The sequence below is a fragment of the Acidovorax sp. SUPP1855 genome, from assembly GCF_030158955.1.
Classification (GTDB): Bacteria; Pseudomonadota; Gammaproteobacteria; order Burkholderiales; family Burkholderiaceae_C; genus Paracidovorax.
The window spans coordinates 279354-298215 of record NZ_BQXI01000003.1 but is presented as its reverse complement, the minus strand read 5'-3'; the positions used below and the strand labels follow the sequence as shown (position 1 = coordinate 298215).

The following is an 18862-nucleotide window of genomic DNA, read 5'->3' as shown; positions in this document are numbered from 1 at the left end:
TGCCATCCAGGTATCCAAAGAAGGAATTGAGCGCATGACGAATCTCTCGCAATCGAAGCCGGCCGACCGTTCGGCCGCTGTGTGTGTCATCGGTGCGGGCCCTGGCGGGCTGAGCGCTGCGCGGGCTCTGAAGATGCAGGGGCTGGACTATGACCAGTTCGAACGCCACAGCGACCTGGGCGGCCTGTGGGATACGACGAACCCCGGCTCGCCCGTGTATGCGTCGACCCATTTCATTTCATCGCGCGATCTGTCGGGTTTCATCGGCTATCCCATGCCGCGCGACTACCCCGACTATCCGTCGCACCGGCAGATCCTGGCCTACCTGCGCAGCTTTGCCGATGCGTTCGGTCTGCGAGAAAAAATCCAGTTCAACACCGGCGTGCAACGCATACGGAAAGACAGCGCTTCGCGCTGGGTGGTGGAGTTGGCGGACGGCACGCACCGACTCTACGGCGCCGTGGTCTGTGCCACCGGGGTGAACTGGGACCCCAGCATGCCAAGCTTCGAGGGCGCCTTCCAGGGCGAGGTGCGCCATGCGGCGACCTTCAAGCACGGGGACGAGTTCCGGGGGCGGCGTGTGCTGGTCGTGGGGGCGGGCAATTCGGGCGCCGATATCGCCTGCGAAGCGGCCGCGCATGCCCAGCGTGCCTTCATCAGCGTGCGCCGCGGTTATCACTTCATCCCCAAGCATCTGATGGGCGTGCCCGTCGACCAGATCGCGGAGACTGGGCCGCACCTGCCGATGTGGCTGGCCCGCCCGCTCTTCAGTGGCCTGCTGCGGCTCGTTCAGGGCGATCTCACGCGACTGGGGCTGCCGAAGCCCGACCACCGACTTTCCGAGAGCCACCCGCTTCTCAATTCGCAGTTGCTGCACCACCTGCAGCACGGAAACATCGCCATCAAGCCCGACATCGCACGGCTGGATGGCGGGCACGTGGTGTTCAAGGACGGCTCCCGGGAAGAGATCGACCTGGTGCTCTGCGCGACTGGCTACCGGTGGAGCTGTTCCTACGCCACCGAGTTCTTCACCTGGACGGCAGGGCGGCCGCAGATGTACCTGTCGATGTTCAACCGCAGCCACCGCAACCTTTTCGGCATCGGCTATCTGGAAACCAACTCCAGTGCCTACAAGCTGTTCGACACGCAGGCGCACATGATCGCCTGCTATCTGAAGGCGCAGCAGACGGCACCGGAGAGCGCACAACGGTTCGACGATGCCATCCGCAAGGACGAGCCCGATTTGTCGGGCGGTATCCGATTCGTTCAGTCGCCCCGGCATGCCGTCTATATCGACGCGCATGCCTTCAAGGCCTATCTGCGCAAGTTGCGCAGGCGCATGGGCTGGGGAGAACTCAGCGAGACCATGTACGACGCTCTCAGGGTCAAGACCAGCCCCGTGCGCCACAGCGGCCGCAACGGGCTCGCCGCCGCGCCGCAGCCGGGCGAGGTAGCGCATGGCTGAGCGCAAGCCTTTCGCCGGCGGGGTCGCCTTGGTGGCCGGCGGCGCCGGTGGATTGGGGCGGGCGATCGCCGCGCGGCTGATCCAGCGGGGAATGCGCTGCCTGCTGGTCGATATCGACCCGCAGGCGCTGGACCGGGCCGTTCAGGCGCTGGGTCCGATGGCCATGGCGCACGTTGCCGATCTGACCGACCCGACGGCCTGGCAGCTTCTGGTGCAACAGGTGCAGGCTCGGTGGGGCCGGCTGGACCTGCTGGTGAACAACGCGGGCATGGTGGGCACGACCCCGTTCGAGCAGCGCGGCCAGGATTCCATCCGCAACGAGCTGGAGTTGAATCTGATGGCGCCGCTGCTGCTCACCCACAGCCTGCTGCCGTTGCTGCAGTGCACGGGTGACGGCCGGGTGGTGAGCATCGTGTCGCTCGGCGGCATGTTTCCGTTGCCGGAGTCCACCGTGTATTCCGCAAGCAAGTTCGGGCTGCGTTGCGCCATGCTGTGCCTGGGGCTGGACGGCGCGCGGCTCGGGGTGCGGTTTTCCATCGTGAACCCTTCGGCCACCGAGACCCCGATGCTGATGCGCGAAGCGATCCACGGGGGCAACAAGCTGCAGTTCATGGACCCGCCCCAGATGCCCGACGAGGTGGCGCTGCAGGTGATGCGCTGCCTGGACCAGCCTTGCCTGGAGCGCTTCGTGCGGCCTGCCGAGTCCTGGACAGTGCGGCTGGCGATGTTGCTCCCCAATTGCCTGGTGCGGGCGCTGCCCCTGTTCCAGCGCAGGGCCGAGCAGGGCCACCAGCGGTACCTGGATTCGCTGGTCGCGCGTGGGCTCGTGCGCCAGGAGGAGGGCGTGTGGGTATGCGTTGCCGATGCCCGCCGCTGATCAGCGTTGACCGCGGTTTGCCGGCGAGAAGTCAATGAAGTCGGCCGGCACATTCGCCGTGAGCCAGACGCCATTCTCTGCTTGGTAGAACCGGTGCCCTTGGCCGTGCATGGCGGCCGCTGCGATGGACAGCACCACGGGTTGCCCGTATCGCTGCCCCACGCTGGTCGCGGTCTGCGCATCCTCTGAAAGATGCACATGGTGCCGCGAACCCGGCAGCAATCCTTGCTGGCGGATCGACTCCAGAAACCGGGTCGCAGTGCCGTGGTACAGAACAGCGGGCGGCGTCTTTTCCTCCATGCGGATCGACACGGTGGGGGTGGAGTGCCCTTGCACCGCGCGGATGCTGGAGCCATCTTCCGAAATCGAAAACCGCTTTTTGTCGCTGGTCACGACGACCTGCTCGATCAATGCATGGTCCAGCGCACGACCGTGCTGGGCCGCCGCCGCGATCAATGTGTCGATGGGGGCCCAGCCCTCGCGATCCAGGGTCAGCCCGATGGATTGGGGTTCATGGCGCAGAACGTAGCTGAGAAACTTGCTGGTTTCGGCGAGTGGCTGGGTGCTCATGGAAAACGCTTGGGCTGCTTATCCGGCCTGGCGGCCCGTTACTCTGCCGCTGCGGCGATCAATGCCTGCAGGGCCTCGTCCACTTCGCGGTTCTCGACCCCCTGCTGCGGCACCAGGCAGTCTGTCAGCGCCTGCAGTGCTCCCGCTTCCTTCTGCAGCCGTGCAATGGCCTGCCCCGCATCGCGCGGCGCATCGAAGCCGGTGCTTTGCAACAGCACCCGGCCATCCGCCGCGACCAGCTTGAAGTAGAACTTGCCGTCCGCCTCGCGGTACTGCTTGAACGACGGCAGCGCCGCCTTGGCGGGCTTGGCCTGTGCCGGCGCCGCCACCGCGGCGGTGCGCAGGCTGCGCAGTCCCACGGCCCCGCGCAGGTCGCGCATGAACGGCGTGGCGATGGCGCGTGCGCGTTCGGCGCCGGCCAGCAGGGTGTCTTCGATCTGCGAGGGGTCGGCCATCAGCGCTTCGTAGCGCGCGCGCATGGGGGCGATGACCTGGTCCACGCGTTCGAACAGCACCTGCTTGGCGTCGCCCCAGGCGATGCCTTCGGCGTATTGCCGGCGCAGCGCGGCGGTTTCCGCTTCGGTGGCAAAGGCTTGGTAGATCTGGAACAGGGCCGAGCCCTCGGTGTCCTTGGGTTCGCCGGGCGCGCGCGAGTCGGTGAGGATGCCGCCGATGAGCTTGCGCAGCTGTTCGCGCGAGGAGAACAGCGGGATGGTGTTGTCGTAGCTCTTGCTCATCTTGCGGCCATCGAGGCCGGGCAGGGTGGCCACATGCTCGTCGATGGCGGCCTCCGGCAGCACGAAGCGCTCGCCGTACAGGTGGTTGAAGCTGGCCGCCATGTCGCGCGCCATCTCGATGTGCTGCACCTGGTCGCGGCCCACGGGCACCTTGTGGGCCTTGAACAGCAGAATGTCGGCGCCCATGAGCACGGGGTACATGAACAGGCCGGCGGTCACGCCGTCATCGGCCTCGCGGCCGGCCGCGGTGTTCTTGTCCTGCGACGCCTTGTAGGCATGGGCACGGTTGAGCACGCCCTTGCCGGTCACGCAGCTCAGCAGCCAGTTGAGTTCGGGGATTTCCGGAATGTCGGACTGGCGGTAGAAGGTGACGTGCTCAGGGTTCAGCCCAGCGGCGAGCCAGCTGGCCGCGATCTCCAGCGTGGACCGCTGGATGCGCACCGGGTCTTCGCACTTGATGAGCGCGTGGTAGTCGGCCAGAAAGTAAAAGCTCTGCACGCCGGGCTGCAGGCTGGCCGCGACGGAGGGGCGGATGGACCCGACGAAGTTGCCCAGGTGCGGCGTGCCCGTGGTGGTGATGCCGGTGAGAAAGCGCGTGGTGGTCATGAAAGCAGGATCCGCAGAAAAACAAAGGACAAGAGAACCGCAGCCGCGGGCCCGTCGGCACCGCAACGTTCAGATGCGGGTGCCGATCAGCGCAGCATCGCCATCAGGGGCGTCAGCAGCAGGTTGATGGCCGAGTAGCCCAGCGACATGAGCGGGCGCAGCCAGACCGCACCCACCACGCCGGCCACGACCAGGGCCAGCACGATGAAGAAGCCGTAGGGCTCGATGCGCGACACCATTTGCGCCTGCTTCCAGGGCAGCAGTCCGACCAGGATGCGCCCGCCGTCCAGCGGCGGCAGCGGGAACAGGTTGAAGGCCCACATGACGAGGTTGACCAGCATGCCGGCGCGCGCCATCTCCAGGAAAAAGCGCTCCTGCACGCCGAAGCCGACCAGCGCGATGAGGAACACCGCCCACAGGATGGCCTGGAAGAAATTGGAGGCCGGCCCCGCCAGCGCGACCCAGATCATGTCGCGCTTGGGATTGCGCAGGTTGCCGAAATTCACCGGCACCGGCTTGGCATAGCCGAACAGAAATGCCCCCGACGTGGCGAAGTACAGCAGCAGCGGCATGAGGATGGTGCCGACCGGGTCGATGTGCTTGAGCGGGTTGAGCGTGATGCGGCCCATCATGAACGCGGTCTGGTCGCCGAAGTGGCGCGCGGCGTAGCCGTGGGCGGCTTCGTGCACCGTGATGGCGAAGAGCACCGGCAGTGCGTAGATGAGAACGGTTTGGATGAGGTTGGAGAAGTCCACCGGGCGATTGTCTCAGACACCGGCGAGGGGCCTTTCCCGCGGCATAAGCGCAACTACGGAGGGCGTCCGGCGCGATCGTTGATAGCATGGCACGGCATGTTGCAAAACGTAGCCTGTGCACACTGCCGGGCGCCGGTGGCTGCCTGCGATAACGACATACAACAGGCATAGGAGACAGTCGATCATGGGCTTGGACAGGCTGAAGATTGGTACGCGGCTGGTGCTGGCGTTCGGGGCGCTCGCGGCGCTGATGGCGCTGCTGGTGGTCGTGGGGCTCACCGACATCGGGCGGGCGCAGGCGTCGCACCGCGCGGCGTTGCAACTGGCGGGCGGCCTGGCCGACGCGCAGCGAATGCCGCTGGTGCAGGCCGTTCAGGCGGCGCAAGGGCAGCTGGACGACGTGCGGGTGTGGCTGCTGGTGCTGGGCGGGCTGGTGTTCGCGGTGGCCATTGCCGCGTTCCTGCTGCTGCGCCAGGGCATCGTGAGCCCCCTGGCCCAGGCCATCGTCATCGCCGAAACCGTGGCGGCGGGCGACCTGAGCAAGGAGTTCAGCTCCGATCTGCAGGGCGATTTCGGGCGGCTGCTCGGGGCGCTGGGCACGATGGAGGACACCTTGACCGAGCTGGTCTCGCGCATCAAGCAGTCCACCGATGCGATCACGCTGTGCGCGGGCGACATCGATTCGGGCAATTCCGATCTGTCGCGCCGCACGCAGGAGCAGGTGTCCTCCCTGACCGAGACGGCCGCGAGCATGGCGCAGCTCACCTCCACCGTGCGCCAGAACGCCGACCGGGCGCGCTCTGCCAGCGGCCTGGCCGTGGCCGCGTCCGCCACGGCCGAGCGCGGCGGGGCGGTGGTGGGCGAGGTGGTGCAGACCATGCAGGCCATCAGTGGCAGCTCGCACAAGATCGTGGACATCATCCAGGTGATCGAGGGCATCGCGTTCCAGACCAACATCCTGGCGCTCAACGCCGCCGTGGAGGCCGCCCGCGCGGGCGAGCAGGGCCGGGGCTTCGCGGTGGTGGCCTCCGAGGTGCGCAGCCTGGCCCAGCGCAGCGCCGTGGCGGCGCGCGAGATCCGCACACTGATCCAGGAGTCCGTGCAGCAGGTGCAGAACGGCACTGGCCTGGTCGGCCAGGCGGGCAAGACAATGCAGGAGATCGTGCACGACGTGGGGCAGGTCACTGCCCTGCTGGGTGAGATTTCACACGCCCTGCACGAGCAGAGCGACGGCATCGCCCATGTGAACAAGGCGGTCGCGCACATGGATGGCGCCACGCAGCAGAACGCGGCGATGGTGGAGGCGGCGGCGCGGGCCGCGTCGGTGCTGTCGGAACGCGCGAACGACCTGCAGCGCGCCGTGGGCGCGTTCAAGCTGGACGATGACGACACGCCCGCCCTGGGCTCGCCCGGCCATCACGGCCCGTCCACTCTGCGCCTGCCGGCCTGAGGGAAGCAGCGGCGCGTTGACTCGCGTCTCAGTGCCGCGTCAGCGCCGCATCCATCAGAGGCCCAGCGCCTGCAGGCTGCCGCGGCCCTCGCGCACCACCCGCGGTTCGCCGCCGTCGTACATGTCGGTCAGGTCCACCACGGTGGTGGGCTCCAGCGGGCAGGCGCCCGCATCGACGACGGCGTCGATCTGGTGCTCGTAGCGCTCGCGGATCTCGCGCGGGTCGTTCAACGGCAGGGTTTCGCCCGGCGCGATGAAGGTGGTGGCCAGGAGCGGCGCGCCGTGCAGTTCCAGCAGCAGTTGCAGGCCCTTGCGGTCCGGCACGCGCAGGCCGATGGTCTTGCGCTGCGGATGGCTCACGCGGCGGGGCACTTCCTTGGTGGCGTCCAGGATGAAGGTGTAGGGCCCGGGCGTCGCCAGCTTGAGCAGGCGGTACTGCCGGTTGTCCACGCGGGCGTAGTTGGCCAGCTCCGACAGGTCGCGGCACAGCAGGGTGAGGTGGTGCTTTTCGTCCACCTGCCGGATGCGGCGCAGGCGGTCCACGGCCGCCTTGTCGTCCAGCTGGCACACGAGGGCGTAGCTGGAGTCGGTGGGCACGGCCAGCACCGCGCCTTGCTTGAGCAGCGCGGCGCCCTGCTTGAGCAGCCGGGGCTGTGGGTTGTCGGGGTGGACTTCGAAATACTGGGCCAAGGGGAAGGTCCTCAGGCGGCGGTGTGGATGCGGTCTGCCAGCAGGTCCCACACGGGGGGCAATGCGCCGGGCAGCGAGGGCAGGGCGCCCAGGTCGGTGTGCGATTCGTCCGGACTGTGGAAGTCGCTGCCGCGCGACGCGGCGAGGTTCAATTCGGTGGCCATGGCGGCATACACGCCGTACTCGGCCACGGAATGGCTGCCGGTCACCACTTCCACCCCCCGGCCGCCATGCTGGATGAATTCGGTGAAGAGCGCGTACTCGGCGTTCGCGCTGAACTTGTAGCGGGCCGGATGCGCGATGACGGCGATGCCGCCGGCCTCGTGGATCCAGCGCACCGCATTGCCGAGCGTGGCCCAGCGGTGGGGAACGTAGCCGGGCTTGCCTTCGGTGAGGTATTTGCGGAACACCTCGGAGGTGTCGCGGCACACGCCCGTTTCCACCAGAAAGCGCGCGAAATGGGTGCGGGAGATGAGTTCCGGATTGCCCACATAGCGCAGGGCGCCCTCGTAGGCACCGCGGATGCCCACCTGGGCCAGCTGGCGGGACATTTCCATCGCGCGCTCGCCGCGCCCCCCACGGGTGGCGGCCAGGCCCTGGCTGAGCTGCCGGTCGTCCGGATCGAATCCCAGGCCGACGATGTGCACCGTGGTGTCGGCGAAGGTGACCGAGATCTCCACGCCGGTGAGGTAGGGCAGGCCGTGCGATGCGGCGGCGGCCATGGCGCGGTGCTGGCCACCGATCTCGTCGTGGTCCGTCAGGGCCCACAGCTGCACGCCGTTGGCATGCGCCCGGGCGGCCAGTTCCTCGGGCGTGAGCGTGCCGTCGGAAACCACGGAGTGGCAGTGCAGGTCGGCGTTGAGAAGGATGGACACGGATCGATTCTAGGGCGCTGGCCCTCCCGTGTGTCGCAATCTCGCACCAGGTATGGAAAACCCGGCTGACGCCCATCGGCGCAACCACTGAAAATGTAAGCAAAAGTGCACGGCGGTAACGTTTCACGCGTTGCATCGTCTGCCGTGCGCTTTTTTGCGCTTCTTCACCTTCGCCCATTTCCCGATTAACTTCCAAAACCTTTCCGTTGGCCGCAAGCTGTGGCTCATCATCCTCGGCCTCATGGGCAGCATGCTGCTGCTGGTCTATGCTCTCGTGGCCTACACGGCCCGCGTGGATGCCGACACCACCGCCATGGTCCAGGCCAATGAAGACCGCATCTCGCTGGCCTTGCGCTGGAAGGGCATGACACAGTTGGCCGTGGAGCGCGTGGTGGTCAGCGCGGTCACCACCGACGAGGTGCTGAGCACGCGCATGAAGGCGCTGGTCAAGAACGACATCGCCGCCATCACCGAGATCCAGAAGAAGATCATCGCGCAGGCCGTGGCGCCCGAGGAAAAGGCCCAGCTCGAACGCGTCTCCGCCGAGCGCACCGCCGTGCTCAAGATCACCGCCCAGGCCCAGGAAGGCCGTGGGGACATCGACGCCACCCGCAAGCTCGTGGACGACACTTTGCTGCCTGCCGTCGCCAAGTACATCCAGACCCAGGAGACCTTCGTCGAGCAGCAGGAGGGCCAGCGCGAAGCGGCCAAGGCCGAGGGCCGGCGCCAGCGGGAAAAGGCGCACTGGATCGGCGCGGCGATTGCTGCCCTGGTGATGTTGCTGGGCGTGTTCCTGGCGTACCTCACGGTGCATTCGATCACCCAGCCGCTGGACCGCGCCGTGGGCCTGGCCGACGCCATCGCCGAGGGCGATCTGACCGTCGACGTGCAGGACGCGCGCAAGGATGAGCTGGGCCACCTGCTTCGCTCGCTGTCCGCCATGGCGGCGCGCCTGCGCGGCGTGGTGGCCGAGGTGCGCTCGGGCGTGGAGTCGGTGTCCTCCGCCTCCACCGAGATCGCCACCGGCAACCAGGACCTGTCCGCCCGCACCGAACAGACCGCCGCCAACCTCGAGGAGACGGCGGCCAGCATGGAAGAGCTGACCGCCACCGTCACCCAGTCCGCCGACACGGCGCGCCAGGCCAACCAGCTCGCGTCCACGGCGGCGCAGGTGGCCGGGCGGGGCGGCGAAGTGGTGGGCCAGGTGGTGACCAGCATGCAGCAGATCACCGACAGCTCGCGCAAGATCAGCGACATCATCGGCGTGATCGACGGCATCGCCTTCCAGACCAACATCCTGGCCTTGAACGCGGCCGTGGAAGCGGCCCGCGCGGGCGAGCAGGGCCGGGGCTTCGCGGTGGTGGCGTCGGAGGTGCGCAGCCTGGCGCAGCGCTCGGCCGAGGCGGCCAAGGAGATCAAGCTGCTGATCGACACCTCCGTGCGCAACGTGGAGTCGGGTTCGCAACAGGTGGCGCAGGCCGGCCAGACCATGGAGGAGATCGTCGGCAGCGTGCAGCGCGTGTCCGACCTGATCGGCGAGATCACCGCGTCGTCCACCGAGCAGCGCGATGGCATTGCCCAGGTGAACCAGGCCGTGAGCAACCTGGACCAGATGACCCAGCAGAACGCCGCGCTGGTGGAGCAGTCGAGCGCTGCCGCCACGGCGATGCGCGACCAGGCGCAGCGGCTGTCGCAGGTCGTGTCTGTGTTCAACGTGGGGGCGGTGGCCGTGGCGAGGGCGCCGATCCCGGCCCCCGCGCGGCCTGCCGCGCCGCGCCCGGTGCCCGCTGTGGCGCCGAACCGTTCGGCCGCAGCGCCGGCACGCGTCCCGGCAGCCGCTGCGCCGGCAGCGCTCGCCGCGCCAGCCACCCGGACCAGCGCGGCGGCGCCCGTGAAACCTGCCAAACCCGCTGCGGCGGCCGCGCCCCGGGCGCCTTCGGCCAAGGCACCCGCTGCAGCACCCGCAGCCGCGCCTCGCGCCGCCAGCGCCGCCGCAGCGCCGCGCCCGGCCGCGGCGCGGTCGGCGTCCGGCTCCGAGGATGATTGGGAAACGTTCTGAAAAACCGGGACGCCGGGTGCGGGCCAAGCCAGGCGCAGGCCCCGGCGCCCGGCACCCGGGCGCTCAACGCGGCAGGGGCTGTTTGCTACAAAATTAATAGCTAATCGGGCAATCGATCCGCCGGCGTGAGGCCTGTTTCACCGTGAATGGGCCCCGGCAGCGCCCGTGCCCGCCGGGCCGCACGATGGCCCGGCGCGGCCCCTTCAAAGCTGCGCGCCTTCCACCAGAAACTGCACCCGCCGCTCGCCCTTCCACTCGTTCACGTCCAGCCGGAACGCCAGCAGCACGCGCGAGGGCAGCGGCTCGGTGTGGCCGAACCAGATGCCATCCACCGGCTGGCCCTGGTGCAGCAGCTTGAGCGACAGGTGGTGCTTGTTCTCGCCCACCAGGCGCTGCGACAGCACCTCGACCTCTTCGCTGAAGGTGGGCGGCGCAAAGCCCTGGCCCCAGACCTCGCGGTGCAGGGTGTCCACCATGTCCGCGCGGCAGTATTCGGGGGCCAGGGGGCCGTCGGTGTCGAGCCGGCGGGTGAGCGTTGCGGCGTCCAGCCACTCCTGCGCCACCAGGGCGAAGGCGCGCTCGAAGGTGGCGAAGTGTTCCTCGGCCACCGTGCAGCCGGCCGCCATGGCATGGCCGCCGAACTTGAGCAGCGTGCCCGGGTGGCGCTTGGCCACGAGGTCGAGCGCATCGCGCAGGTGAAAGCCCGGAATGGACCGCCCCGAGCCCTTGAGTTCGTGCCCCTTGCCCGGCGCGGCGCTGGCGGCGAAGACGAAGGTCGGGCGGTGCAGCTTGTCCTTGATGCGCGAGGCGACGATGCCCACCACGCCTTCGTGGAAGTCGGGGTCGAACACGCTGATGGCCGGTGGGGGCTCGGTGCCTTCCTCGAACAGGCTCTCGGCCATGAGCAGCGCTTGCTCGCGCATGCCGCCCTCGATCTCGCGGCGCTCGCGGTTGATGGCATCGAGCGTGCGGGCGAGTTCGGCGGCGCGGCCGGGGTCGTCCGTCAGCAGGCATTCGATGCCCAGCGTCATGTCCGCCAGGCGCCCCGCGGCGTTGATGCGCGGCCCCAGGGCGAAGCCGAAGTCGAAGGTGGTCGCCACGGGCGCCTTGCGGCCCGCGGCGTCGAACAGCGCGGCGATGCCCGCCGGCATGGCGCCCGCGCGGATGCGGCGCAGGCCCTGCGCCACCAGGCGGCGGTTGTTGCTGTCGAGGCGCACCACGTCGGCCACGGTGCCCAGCGCGACGAGCGGCAGCAGCGGCTCCAGCTTGGGTTGGCTGGCCTTGTCGAACACGCCGCGTTCGCGCAGCTCGGCGCGCAGCGCCATCAGCACGTAGAACATGACGCCCACGCCGGCGATGGATTTGCTCTCGAAGGTGCAGCCGGGCTGGTTGGGGTTGACCATGGCATCGGCCAGCGGCAGCGCGGGGCCGGGCAGGTGGTGGTCGGTGACGAGCACCTGCAGGCCCAGCGCCTTGGCCTCGGCCACGCCGTCCACGCTGGCGATGCCGTTGTCCACGGTGATGAGCATGTCGGCGCCGCGCTCGTGCACGCGGCGCGCGATGCTGGGGGTCAGGCCGTAGCCGTCCGCCACGCGGTCGGGCACCAGGTAGTCCACCTGCCGCGCGCCCAGCAGGCGCAGGCCGCGCACGGCCACGGCGCAGGCGGTGGCGCCGTCGCAGTCGTAGTCGGCCACCACGATGAGGCGGCGGTCCTGCGCGATGGCGTCGGCCAGCAGCACGGCGGCCTCGCGCGTGCCGCGCAGGGTGTCGGGGGGCAGCAGCCGGGCCAGGCCATCGTCCAGTTCGTCCTTGCCGCACACGCCGCGGGCGGCGTACAGCCGTGCCAGCAGGGGGTGCACGCCGGCCTGCTCGAGCGCCCAGGCGGCGCGCGGCGGAATGTCTCTTGCTACTATTTTCATAGCAATGTGCCGTAGTCTTTCATGCGCTGGGGCCGGAAAAGGCTTTGAATCCTTTGCACGAATCCGCGCGGCCCCGTCTGCCAGGTGAGCGCGCTGCGCTCGCCGCACAGCGTGAGCCGCGCCGCGCCGCCGGCGGCCACGTGGTCGGCCAGCCGGGCGACCGGGCCGCTGTCCAACGCCTGCCAAGCCGCGCGCCAGGTGCGCCAGTCCTCGGCCAGGGCGGCATCGCGCAGGGCGGTGGGCATTTCGGGCGGCGGGGCCGCCGGTGCCGCGCCCGGGGCGGCGGGCGGCAGCGATCCGGTGCCGTGCACCCAGAAGGAGTTGACCGGCCCCAGGCCCTGCGCCGCACGCGCGTCGTTGAAGGCATGGGTGTAGAGCAGCATCTGCATCTCGCTTTGCAGGCGGTGCAGCAGGCGGGCCTTTAGCGCATCGGGCATCCAGGCGCGCACGTCGCGCTGGATCACGCGGTCCAGCGAGGCGGTGGCGACCCCTTCGAACACGGCGCCGTGCGCCAGCCAGCGCGTGGGCTGCTCATAGGCGAGCACGATGCCGTCCTCGGCGAACCAGGGCGCCACGATGGCCAGCAGCGCGCGCGATGCGGCTTCGTCCAGGCGCAGCGCGGCCGGATCGCCGACGGTGACGTGCTCGGTGGTCACGCGCCATTCGCAGGGGGTGACGAAGGCCCAGGCCGTGCCGCCGTCGCCATCGGCGCCAGTGACTCCGGTCTGGCGCTGATGCCAGGCGGCCCAGGGCGCCTGGCGGCGGGTGGCCGGCAAACCCAGGTGGCGGGCCAGGGCGCGCTCGTGGGGGGGGATGAAATCGGTCTCGTCTCCGGGGTCGGTGGCGGGGGCCGGCAGGCGGGCGAGCAGCCGGTCGAGGTGGGGCAGGGCGAGGTCCTGCAAGGCCTGCTGGCATCCGTCCGAGGGGCTGGCCGCGAACGGAATGAGCAAATGGGGGGTGTCCGACATGGGCGTATTGTCCGGGATGCCACAATCGGCGCCGCCCGGTGGCCGACATTTCCAGAGCGGCGGCGGGCCTTCCATCACACCCATGCAAATTCCCTACGAGCTGGCCCTGGGCTGGCGCTACACCCGGGCCGGGCGCGCCACGCGGCGCAACGGCTTCATCTCGTTCATCTCGGGCGTCTCCATGCTGGGCATCGCGCTCGGCGTGGCGGCGCTCATCATCGTGCTCAGCGTGATGAACGGCTTTCAGAAAGAGGTGCGCGACCGCATGCTGAGCGTGGTCTCGCACATCGAGATCTTCGCCCCCCACGGCGCGGCGCTGCCCGACATGCCGCGCACGCTGGCCCAGGCGCGGGCCAACCCCGAGGTCGTGGGCGCGGCGCCGTTCGTCTCCGCGCAGGCGCTGCTGGGGCGTGGCGAGGACATGAAGGGCACGCTGGTTCGCGGCATCGACCCGCTGCGCGAAGGCGATGTGACCGACCTGGCCGCCGCCAACGTCGACGCCCTCAAGGCCCTGGTGCCGGGCGAGTTCCGCGTGGTGCTGGGCAGCGAACTGGCCCGCGCCCTGGGCGTGCGCCTGGGCGACGCGGTCACGCTGATCGCGCCGGGCGGACAGGTCACGCCCGCGGGCGTGGTGCCCCGCCTCAAGCAGATGACGGTGGCGGGCACGTTCAACTCGGGGCATTACGAATACGACTCGGCGCTGGTGCTGCTGCACCACGAGGACGCAGAACGCATCTTCCGCCTGGAGGGGCCGACCGGCATCCGCCTCAAGCTCAAGGACCTGCACCGCGCGCCCCAGGTGGCGCAGGAGCTGGCGCACTCGCTCACCGGCGACCTGCTGATCCGCGACTGGACGCAGCAGAACCGCACCTGGTTCGCCGCCGTGCAGCTGGAAAAACGCATGATGTTCATCATCCTCACGCTCATCGTGGCGGTGGCGGCGTTCAACCTCGTGTCCACGCTGGTGATGACCGTGACCGACAAGCGCGCGGACATCGCCATCCTGCGCACCCTGGGCGCGAGCCCGGGCAGCATCATGGGCATCTTCGTGGTGCAGGGCGCGATGGTGGGCGTCATCGGCACGCTGGCCGGCCTGCTGCTGGGCCTGGGGATCGCGGTGAACATCGACGTGATCGTGCCGGCCATCGAGCACGCGCTGAACGCGAGCTTCCTGCCCAAGGACATCTACCTCATCAGCAAGATGCCGAGCGAGCCGCAAAGCAGCGACATCGTGCCCATCGGCATCATCTCCCTGGTGCTGGCCTTCGTGGCCACGCTCTATCCCAGCTGGCGCGCGAGCCGCGTGAACCCCGCGGAGGCCCTGCGCTATGAATGACCTGTCCACGCCCGGCGCCGCCGCGCCCCATGCCGCTCCCGCCGCCCGCGGGGCGGTGGTCCTGCAGGCCCGGGGCCTGACCAAGCGCTTCACCGAAGGCCGCCTGGACGTCACCGTGCTGCAAGGGGTGGACCTGGATGTGCATGCCGGCGAGACGCTCGCCATCGTCGGCGCTTCGGGCTCCGGCAAGAGCACGCTGCTGCACCTGTTGGGCGGGCTGGATGCGCCCACCGCCGGCAGCGTGCAGCTGCAGGGCAAGGCCTTCGACACGCTCTCGGCCGACCGCCAGGGGCAACTGCGCAACCAGCACCTCGGGTTCATCTACCAGTTCCACCACCTGCTGCCGGAGTTCAGCGCGCAGGACAACGTGGCCATGCCGCTGCGCATCCGCCGCATGCCGTATGCCGACTGCGTGGCGCAGGCGGTCGAGATGCTCACCGCCGTGGGGCTGGGCGGCCGGGTGCAGCACCGGCCGGCCGAGCTGTCCGGCGGCGAGCGCCAGCGCGTGGCGATCGCGCGGGCCCTGGTCACCCGGCCCGCCTGCGTGCTGGCCGACGAGCCCACGGGCAACCTGGACCGGGCCACCGCCGACGGGGTGTTCCAACTGATGCTGCAGCTCGCGCGCGACAAAGGCACGGCGTTCGTGATGGTCACCCATGACGAGTCGCTCGCCGCGCGCTGCGACCGCGTGGTGCGGCTGACCTCGGGCGTGCTGGCGTGAGCCCTGGGCCGTCAATGGGTTTTTAATGCTATTAAATTAATAGCTAAATGCCCTAGAAACATATGCGCTAGAGCCCGATTCATGCCTTCATCCGACTCTTCCCTCGCCCTGCCGCCCCTGGCCATCACCCAGGGCGATCCGGCCGGCATCGGCCCTGAAATCGTGGCCAAGGCGTTCCGCGATGCGCCGGACGACCTGCGCGGCTGCTTCGCCGTGGGCGATCTGGCCACGCTGCGACGGGCCGCCCAGTGCATCCAGCGGCCCGGCGAGCCATCGCTGCCCGTGGCCACCCTGGAGGCGCCGGCCGACGTGGCCGACGTGGCCGGCGTGGCCGGCGTGGCCGGCGTGCCGCCGCGCTGCCTGCCGGTGTGGCCCCTGCCGGGGTTGCCGGGGCCGGTGCCCTTCGGGCAGGTGAGCGCCCAGGCCGGCCGGGCCGCGGCTGACTGCGTGGTCTGGGCCGCGCGGGCCGCCCTGCGCGGCGACATCGCCGCCCTGGTCACCGCGCCGCTGCACAAGGAAGCGCTGAGCGCCGCGGGCGTGGATTTTCCCGGCCACACCGAACTGCTGCAGGCCGAGGCGGCACGCCATGCCGGCGTGCCGCTGGCCGGCATGCCCGTGCGCATGATGCTGGCGAGCGACGAGCTGCGCACCGTGCTGGTGAGCATCCACGTCTCGCTGCGCGATGCGATCGCGGCCGTCACGCGCGAGAACGTGCTGGACTCGCTGCGCATCACCCACGAAGCGCTCTCGCGCAGCCTGGGCCGCGCGCCGCGCATCGGCGTGGCGGGGCTCAATCCGCACGCGGGCGAGGGCGGCCTGTTCGGCCGTGAAGAGCTGGAAGTGATCGCCCCGGCCGTCGAGGCCGCGCGCCGCCTGGGCGTGGACGCGCACGGCCCCTACGCCCCGGACACCATCTTCATGCGGGCACGCCACACGCCGCAGCGCGGGGGCGAGTTCGATGCCGTGCTTGCGATGTACCACGACCAGGGGCTGATCCCGGTCAAGTACCTGGGCGTGGACAAGGGCGTGAACGTGACGCTCGGCCTGCCGCTGGTGCGCACCAGCCCCGACCACGGCACGGCGTTCGACATCGCCGGACAGGGCATCGCGGATGCCTCCAGCCTGATCGAGGCCGTGCGCATGGCGCGGCGGCTGGCCTCGGCCGCCTGAGCGACCGGGAGGCCGCCCGTGCCGGGGGCTCCGGGCGCGCCGCGCGCCCTGGCTTTCAGCGCTTGAGGCTGTCGCGGATCTCGCGCAGCAGCACGATGTCTTCCGGCGTCGCCACCGGGGCCGGCGCGGGGGCCGGCGCCTGGCGCTTGAGGCGGTTGATCTGCTTGACCATCATGAAGATGATGAAAGCCAGGATCAGGAAGTTGACCGCCACGGTGATGAAGTTGCCGTAGGCCAGCACCGGAACGCCGGCCTTCTTGAGCGCGTCCAGCGTCTGCGGCACGCCGGGCGGCACGGTGCCCAGCACCACGAACAGGTTGGAGAAATCCAGCCGGCCGAAGACCAGCCCCACCACCGGCATGATCAGGTCGCCGACCACCGAATCGACGATCTTGCCGAAGGCGCCGCCGATGATCACGCCGACCGCAAGGTCTACCACATTACCTTTGATTGCGAACTCTTTGAATTCCTTTGCGATGCTCATTTCGCCCCTCCTTGATATAGCTGAAAACCCTCGCAGTATTGCGCAGGTTTAGGGGTGTTAACGCCTAGGAATACCCATTTTCACTCCGCTACAATTCCGCGATTGCCCCACCCAGCGAAGTACAACGAGGACACCCATGAGTGAAACTCCTATCGACTCCAGCAAGCGGACGTGGCTCATCGCCTCTGGCTGCGCTGGTGCCGTGGGCGGCGTAGCAACCGCCGTACCGTTCGTGAGCACGTTCCAGCCTTCCGAGAAGGCCAAGGCGGCAGGCGCCGCGGTCGAAGTCGATATTTCCGATCTCAAGCCGGGCGAGAAAATCACGGTCGAATGGCGCGGCAAGCCCGTGTGGATCATCAAGCGCACGCCCGACCAGCTCGCCGCGCTGCCCTCGCTGGATGCACAGCTGGCCGACCCGAAGTCGGAGCGCAAGCCGAGCGAACTCACCCCCGAATACGCCCGTAACGAAGCGCGTTCCATCAAGCCTGAAATCCTCGTGGCCGTGGGCATCTGCACCCACCTGGGCTGCTCGCCTTCGGACAAGTTCGTGCCCGGTGCGCAGCCTTCGCTGCCCGACGACTGGAAGGGCGGCTTCCTGTGCCCCTGCCACGGCTCCACGTTCGACATGGCCGGCCGCGTATTCAAGAACAAGCCGGCGCCGGACAACCTGGAAGTGCCTCCCCACATGTACCTGTCGGAGACCAAGCTCCTGATCGGTGAAGACAAGAAGGCATGAGGGAACACGACATGGCCCACGAATTCAAGGACATCTCCCCCAACGCCTCCACCGGCGCCAAAGTGACCAACTGGTTCGAGAACCGGTTCCCGACCGCGTTCGACGCCTACCGCGTCCACATGTCGGAGTACTACGCGCCGAAGAACTTCAACTTCTGGTACATCTTCGGCTCGCTGGCCCTGCTGGTGCTGGTGATCCAGATCGTCACCGGCATCTTCCTGGTGATGCACTACAAGCCCGACGCGTCGAAGGCCTTCGAGTCGGTCGAGTACATCATGCGCGACGTGCCGTGGGGCTGGCTGATCCGCTACATGCACTCCACGGGCGCCTCGGCGTTCTTCGTGGTGGTGTACCTGCACATGTTCCGCGGGCTGCTCTACGGCTCGTACCGCAAGCCGCGCGAACTGGTCTGGATCTTCGGCTGCGCCATCTTCCTGTCGCTGATGGCCGAGGCGTTCATGGGCTACCTGCTGCCCTGGGGCCAGATGTCGTACTGGGGCGCCCAGGTGATCGTGAACCTGTTCGCGGCCATCCCCTTCATCGGTCCCGACCTCGCGCTGCTGATCCGCGGCGACTACGTGGTGGGCGATGCCACGCTGAACCGCTTCTTCAGCTTCCACGTGATCGCCGTGCCGCTGGTGCTGCTGGGCCTGGTGGTGGCGCATCTGCTGGCGCTGCACGACGTGGGCTCCAACAACCCCGACGGCGTGGAGATCAAGGGCCCCAACGCCCCCCGCGACGACAAGGGCCACCCGCTGGACGGCATCCCGTTCCACCCCTACTACACGGTGCATGACATCTTCGGGGTCTGCGTGTTCCTGTTCATCTTCTCGGCCGTGGTGTTCTTCGCGCCCGAGTTCGGTGGCTACTTCCTCGAGTACAACAACTTCATCCCGGCCGATCCGCTCAAGACGCCCGCCCACATCGCGCCCGTCTGGTACTTCACGCCGTTCTATTCCATGCTGCGCGCCATCACCAGCGAGATGATGTACGCCCTCATCGCGTGCGTGGTGCTGGCCGCCGGCTTCGGCGTGGTCAAGGGCCGCCTGCCGGTCTTCATCAAGGTGGCGATCGTGGCCATCGCGGCAGCGGCCATCGCCCTCATGCTGTCGATCGACGCCAAGTTCTGGGGCGTGGTCGTGATGGGCGGCGCCGTCATCATCCTGTTCTTCCTGCCCTGGCTGGACATGAGCCCGGTCAAGTCGATCCGCTACCGTCCGGGCTGGCACAAGTACATGTACGGCATCTTCGTGATCAACTTCGTCGCACTGGCCTATCTGGGCGTGCAGCCACCGTCGCCGCTGGGCGAGCGTGTCTCGCAGGTCGGCACCCTGTTCTATTTCGGTTTCTTCCTGCTCATGCCCTGGTGGAGCCGGCTCGGCGAGCCCAAGCCCGTGCCGGACCGCGTGATCTTCAAGGCGCATTGAGCAGGCAGGAGACCCAT

At 68.7% G+C, this 18862-nt stretch carries 17 protein-coding genes; 9 read left to right on the top strand and 8 right to left on the bottom strand.

The window, feature by feature from the left end:
* Window positions 1-34: 34 nt before the first annotated feature.
* Both AVMA1855_RS04530 and AVMA1855_RS04525 read left to right on the top strand, forming a co-directional pair.
* On the top strand, window positions 35-1465 hold the full coding sequence (locus tag AVMA1855_RS04530) for a flavin-containing monooxygenase (RefSeq protein WP_284424758.1): 1431 nt from the start codon (window positions 35-37) through the stop codon (window positions 1463-1465).
* A complete protein-coding gene (locus tag AVMA1855_RS04525) occupies window positions 1458-2342 on the top strand; it encodes an SDR family NAD(P)-dependent oxidoreductase (RefSeq protein ID WP_284424757.1) in 885 nt (294 codons plus the stop codon). Before AVMA1855_RS04530 ends, AVMA1855_RS04525 begins: the two co-directional genes overlap by 8 nt.
* Here AVMA1855_RS04525 and AVMA1855_RS04520 read toward each other — a convergent pair whose 3' ends face one another.
* The 3 genes from AVMA1855_RS04520 to AVMA1855_RS04510 all read right to left on the bottom strand — a co-directional run bounded on the left by AVMA1855_RS04520 (window position 2343) and on the right by AVMA1855_RS04510 (window position 5010).
* The gene (locus AVMA1855_RS04520; RefSeq protein WP_284424756.1) at window positions 2343-2912 is read right to left on the bottom strand and encodes an RNA 2'-phosphotransferase; all 570 of its coding nucleotides are present in this window, start codon (window positions 2910-2912) and stop codon (window positions 2343-2345) included.
* A 38-nt stretch (window positions 2913-2950) separates the two neighbouring features.
* The gene (locus AVMA1855_RS04515) at window positions 2951-4255 is read right to left on the bottom strand and encodes a tryptophan--tRNA ligase (RefSeq protein WP_284424755.1); all 1305 of its coding nucleotides are present in this window, start codon (window positions 4253-4255) and stop codon (window positions 2951-2953) included.
* An 86-nt stretch (window positions 4256-4341) separates the two neighbouring features.
* On the bottom strand, window positions 4342-5010 hold the full coding sequence (locus AVMA1855_RS04510) for a site-2 protease family protein (protein WP_272565547.1): 669 nt from the start codon (window positions 5008-5010) through the stop codon (window positions 4342-4344).
* Between the two features lie 184 nt (window positions 5011-5194).
* On the opposite strand from AVMA1855_RS04510, the gene AVMA1855_RS04505 reads away from it, so the two are divergent.
* Complete coding sequence (locus AVMA1855_RS04505; protein ID WP_284424754.1) at window positions 5195-6460, top strand: methyl-accepting chemotaxis protein; 1266 nt, start codon at window positions 5195-5197, stop codon at window positions 6458-6460.
* A 54-nt stretch (window positions 6461-6514) separates the two neighbouring features.
* Here AVMA1855_RS04505 and AVMA1855_RS04500 read toward each other — a convergent pair whose 3' ends face one another.
* Window positions 6515-7150 (bottom strand): L-threonylcarbamoyladenylate synthase, encoded by a 636-nt coding sequence (locus tag AVMA1855_RS04500; RefSeq protein WP_272565544.1) that lies wholly within the window; start codon window positions 7148-7150, stop codon window positions 6515-6517.
* Between the two features lie 11 nt (window positions 7151-7161).
* Entirely contained in the window at window positions 7162-8025 is an 864-nt protein-coding gene (locus AVMA1855_RS04495) for a 3',5'-nucleoside bisphosphate phosphatase (protein WP_284424753.1), read from the bottom strand.
* Window positions 8026-8209: 184 nt separating this feature from the next.
* Between AVMA1855_RS04495 and AVMA1855_RS04490 the strand changes: the two genes are divergently transcribed.
* Window positions 8210-10084 carry a methyl-accepting chemotaxis protein gene (locus tag AVMA1855_RS04490; protein ID WP_284424776.1) on the top strand — a complete coding sequence of 625 codons (1875 nt, stop codon included), beginning with the start codon at window positions 8210-8212 and terminating at the stop codon, window positions 10082-10084.
* A gap of 203 nt (window positions 10085-10287) precedes the next feature.
* On the opposite strand, the gene recJ is transcribed toward AVMA1855_RS04490, so the two are convergent.
* The gene (recJ, locus tag AVMA1855_RS04485; RefSeq protein ID WP_284424752.1) at window positions 10288-12003 is read right to left on the bottom strand and encodes a single-stranded-DNA-specific exonuclease RecJ; all 1716 of its coding nucleotides are present in this window, start codon (window positions 12001-12003) and stop codon (window positions 10288-10290) included.
* Complete coding sequence (locus AVMA1855_RS04480; RefSeq protein ID WP_284424751.1) at window positions 12000-12971, bottom strand: phosphoglycerate mutase; 972 nt, start codon at window positions 12969-12971, stop codon at window positions 12000-12002. Before AVMA1855_RS04480 ends, recJ begins: the two co-directional genes overlap by 4 nt.
* An 82-nt stretch (window positions 12972-13053) precedes the next feature.
* On the opposite strand from AVMA1855_RS04480, the gene AVMA1855_RS04475 reads away from it, so the two are divergent.
* From AVMA1855_RS04475 to pdxA, 3 genes are all read left to right on the top strand, one after another.
* Complete coding sequence (locus AVMA1855_RS04475) at window positions 13054-14307, top strand: lipoprotein-releasing ABC transporter permease subunit (RefSeq protein ID WP_284424750.1); 1254 nt, start codon at window positions 13054-13056, stop codon at window positions 14305-14307.
* The gene (gene lolD / locus AVMA1855_RS04470; RefSeq protein WP_284424749.1) at window positions 14300-15028 is read left to right on the top strand and encodes a lipoprotein-releasing ABC transporter ATP-binding protein LolD; all 729 of its coding nucleotides are present in this window, start codon (window positions 14300-14302) and stop codon (window positions 15026-15028) included. Before AVMA1855_RS04475 ends, lolD begins: the two co-directional genes overlap by 8 nt.
* An 81-nt stretch (window positions 15029-15109) precedes the next feature.
* Window positions 15110-16198 (top strand): 4-hydroxythreonine-4-phosphate dehydrogenase PdxA, encoded by a 1089-nt coding sequence (gene pdxA / locus AVMA1855_RS04465; protein ID WP_284424748.1) that lies wholly within the window; start codon window positions 15110-15112, stop codon window positions 16196-16198.
* A gap of 55 nt (window positions 16199-16253) precedes the next feature.
* Here pdxA and mscL read toward each other — a convergent pair whose 3' ends face one another.
* Window positions 16254-16682: a large conductance mechanosensitive channel protein MscL gene (mscL, locus tag AVMA1855_RS04460; RefSeq protein ID WP_284393702.1), complete on the bottom strand. Its 429-nt coding sequence runs from the start codon at window positions 16680-16682 to the stop codon at window positions 16254-16256.
* Between the two features lie 136 nt (window positions 16683-16818).
* Here mscL and petA point away from each other — a divergent pair, with 136 nt between their 5' ends.
* Complete coding sequence (petA, locus tag AVMA1855_RS04455; RefSeq protein ID WP_272565535.1) at window positions 16819-17418, top strand: ubiquinol-cytochrome c reductase iron-sulfur subunit; 600 nt, start codon at window positions 16819-16821, stop codon at window positions 17416-17418.
* An 11-nt stretch (window positions 17419-17429) separates the two neighbouring features.
* Window positions 17430-18845: a cytochrome b gene (locus tag AVMA1855_RS04450; protein WP_284424747.1), complete on the top strand. Its 1416-nt coding sequence runs from the start codon at window positions 17430-17432 to the stop codon at window positions 18843-18845.
* Window positions 18846-18862: the final 17 nt, after the last annotated feature.

Excerpts from the sequence above, each read along its gene's own strand:
- AVMA1855_RS04530 (WP_284424758.1), top strand. The coding sequence starts at position 35 with ATGACGAATCTCTCGCAATCGAAGCCGGCCGACCGTTCGGCCGCTGTG.
- AVMA1855_RS04525 (WP_284424757.1), top strand. The coding sequence starts at position 1,458 with ATGGCTGAGCGCAAGCCTTTCGCCGGCGGGGTCGCCTTGGTGGCCGGC.
- AVMA1855_RS04520 (WP_284424756.1), bottom strand. The coding sequence starts at position 2,912 with ATGAGCACCCAGCCACTCGCCGAAACCAGCAAGTTTCTCAGCTACGTT.
- AVMA1855_RS04515 (WP_284424755.1), bottom strand. The coding sequence starts at position 4,255 with ATGACCACCACGCGCTTTCTCACCGGCATCACCACCACGGGCACGCCG.
- AVMA1855_RS04505 (WP_284424754.1), top strand. The coding sequence starts at position 5,195 with ATGGGCTTGGACAGGCTGAAGATTGGTACGCGGCTGGTGCTGGCGTTC.
- recJ (WP_284424752.1), bottom strand. The coding sequence starts at position 12,003 with ATGAAAATAGTAGCAAGAGACATTCCGCCGCGCGCCGCCTGGGCGCTC.
- AVMA1855_RS04480 (WP_284424751.1), bottom strand. The coding sequence starts at position 12,971 with ATGTCGGACACCCCCCATTTGCTCATTCCGTTCGCGGCCAGCCCCTCG.
- AVMA1855_RS04475 (WP_284424750.1), top strand. The coding sequence starts at position 13,054 with ATGCAAATTCCCTACGAGCTGGCCCTGGGCTGGCGCTACACCCGGGCC.
- lolD (WP_284424749.1), top strand. The coding sequence starts at position 14,300 with ATGAATGACCTGTCCACGCCCGGCGCCGCCGCGCCCCATGCCGCTCCC.
- pdxA (WP_284424748.1), top strand. The coding sequence starts at position 15,110 with ATGCCTTCATCCGACTCTTCCCTCGCCCTGCCGCCCCTGGCCATCACC.
- mscL (WP_284393702.1), bottom strand. The coding sequence starts at position 16,682 with ATGAGCATCGCAAAGGAATTCAAAGAGTTCGCAATCAAAGGTAATGTG.
- petA (WP_272565535.1), top strand. The coding sequence starts at position 16,819 with ATGAGTGAAACTCCTATCGACTCCAGCAAGCGGACGTGGCTCATCGCC.
- AVMA1855_RS04450 (WP_284424747.1), top strand. The coding sequence starts at position 17,430 with ATGGCCCACGAATTCAAGGACATCTCCCCCAACGCCTCCACCGGCGCC.